This is a genomic window from Vibrio sp. Vb1554, from assembly GCF_033344235.1.
The window spans coordinates 1-1,174 of record NZ_JAWPOJ010000316.1; the positions used below are offsets into that span (position 1 = coordinate 1).

1 protein-coding gene and 1 pseudogene are annotated in these 1,174 nt (G+C 45.5%); both read right to left on the reverse strand.

Annotation, left to right across the window (positions count from 1 at the left end):
* A pseudogene (locus R8N28_RS25925) lies at nt 1-243 on the reverse strand (phosphotransferase); the annotation flags it as partial.
* Between the two features lie 165 nt (nt 244-408).
* Nucleotides 409-1,174: LysR substrate-binding domain-containing protein (locus tag R8N28_RS25930; protein WP_318183748.1), on the reverse strand; the 766-nt coding region annotated here is incomplete at its 5' end.

The window sequence follows — 1,174 nt, forward strand, 5'->3', positions numbered from 1 at the left end:
TAAAAGTGCAGTAACAGAAGCAATAGAACCTTGCAGTGGATAGTTGAAGGTATCTCCTTCCACAAAGCTCAGCCACTCTTTACCACCCTCAATCCCAATCACTTTGGGGCATTGCGTGAATCCATTGGAATGAAGGTGATTTAACAACTGGTGGACGGTCATCGTCCAAGAGCTTGCCGGACGGCTAACACGATCACCTGTACGATAAATGGCATTATCCCGACCACCTTGTAGCATTTCCATGACTTTTCCTTGTTCGATCAGATTGGGGACGACGATTGAAACAAGCGTCATTTTATACCTTAAGTAACGAATCTTGTTTTAACTACCGACCAAAAAGCACCCAACTTTGTTAGCTCAATCGCAGGAAACCACTTTCACTTATTCGAAGATGCAGGACTTTTAAGCTTATAGACTTTGCATGACCCAATGAGTAAAAGCCTCAACTTGCGGTTTATCGCTTTCCCTTACCACTATATGATGCGCGCTGGCGCTTGGCATGGACCATCCACCAATCGGAACCAAAAGTCCTTGTTGTAGCTCATCCTCCACTAAAAAGTCCCTTACAAGCAGTATGCCTAACTGATTCACCGCCGCTTGAATGGCTAGTAAGGAATGTTCAAACTCGGCGATAGGTTTACTCACTTTGCCTTTATAGCCCTGAAAACGCAGCCAAGCTTGCCACGATTCATGGTATCCGCCCGTGCACAGTTTTGGCGCTAGCGCGATATCGGTAAGATGAATGACCGAATTAAGATTTAAAAAACCAGGGCTCGCCACCACTATCCAGTTTTCTTGGGTAAGTTGAACAGCCTGCTCTGATTGCCAATCTCCATAACCGTTGATGATCTCCACATCCGCAATAGCACTAGCATTCGGTACCGTGTTAGCTGTCGTTGAAATTTTTACCACGACATCAGGGTGCTGACGATGAAAATCGGCCAAGCGCGGCATTAACCATTGAGAACAAAAGCTGTGAGCGACATGAAGCGTCAGTTGAGTATTTTTCTGGCGAGCAAAAAGGTGTTGAGTTGCTACAGATAGCATCTGCAAAGTCTGGCTAACAACAGGTAAGTAGGCTTGGGCAGCTTGTGTTAACAAAAGCTGCGCACCATTGCGCTCAAAAAGTATCGCGTTTAACTGAAGTTCCAACGATTTAACTTGCTGACTAACC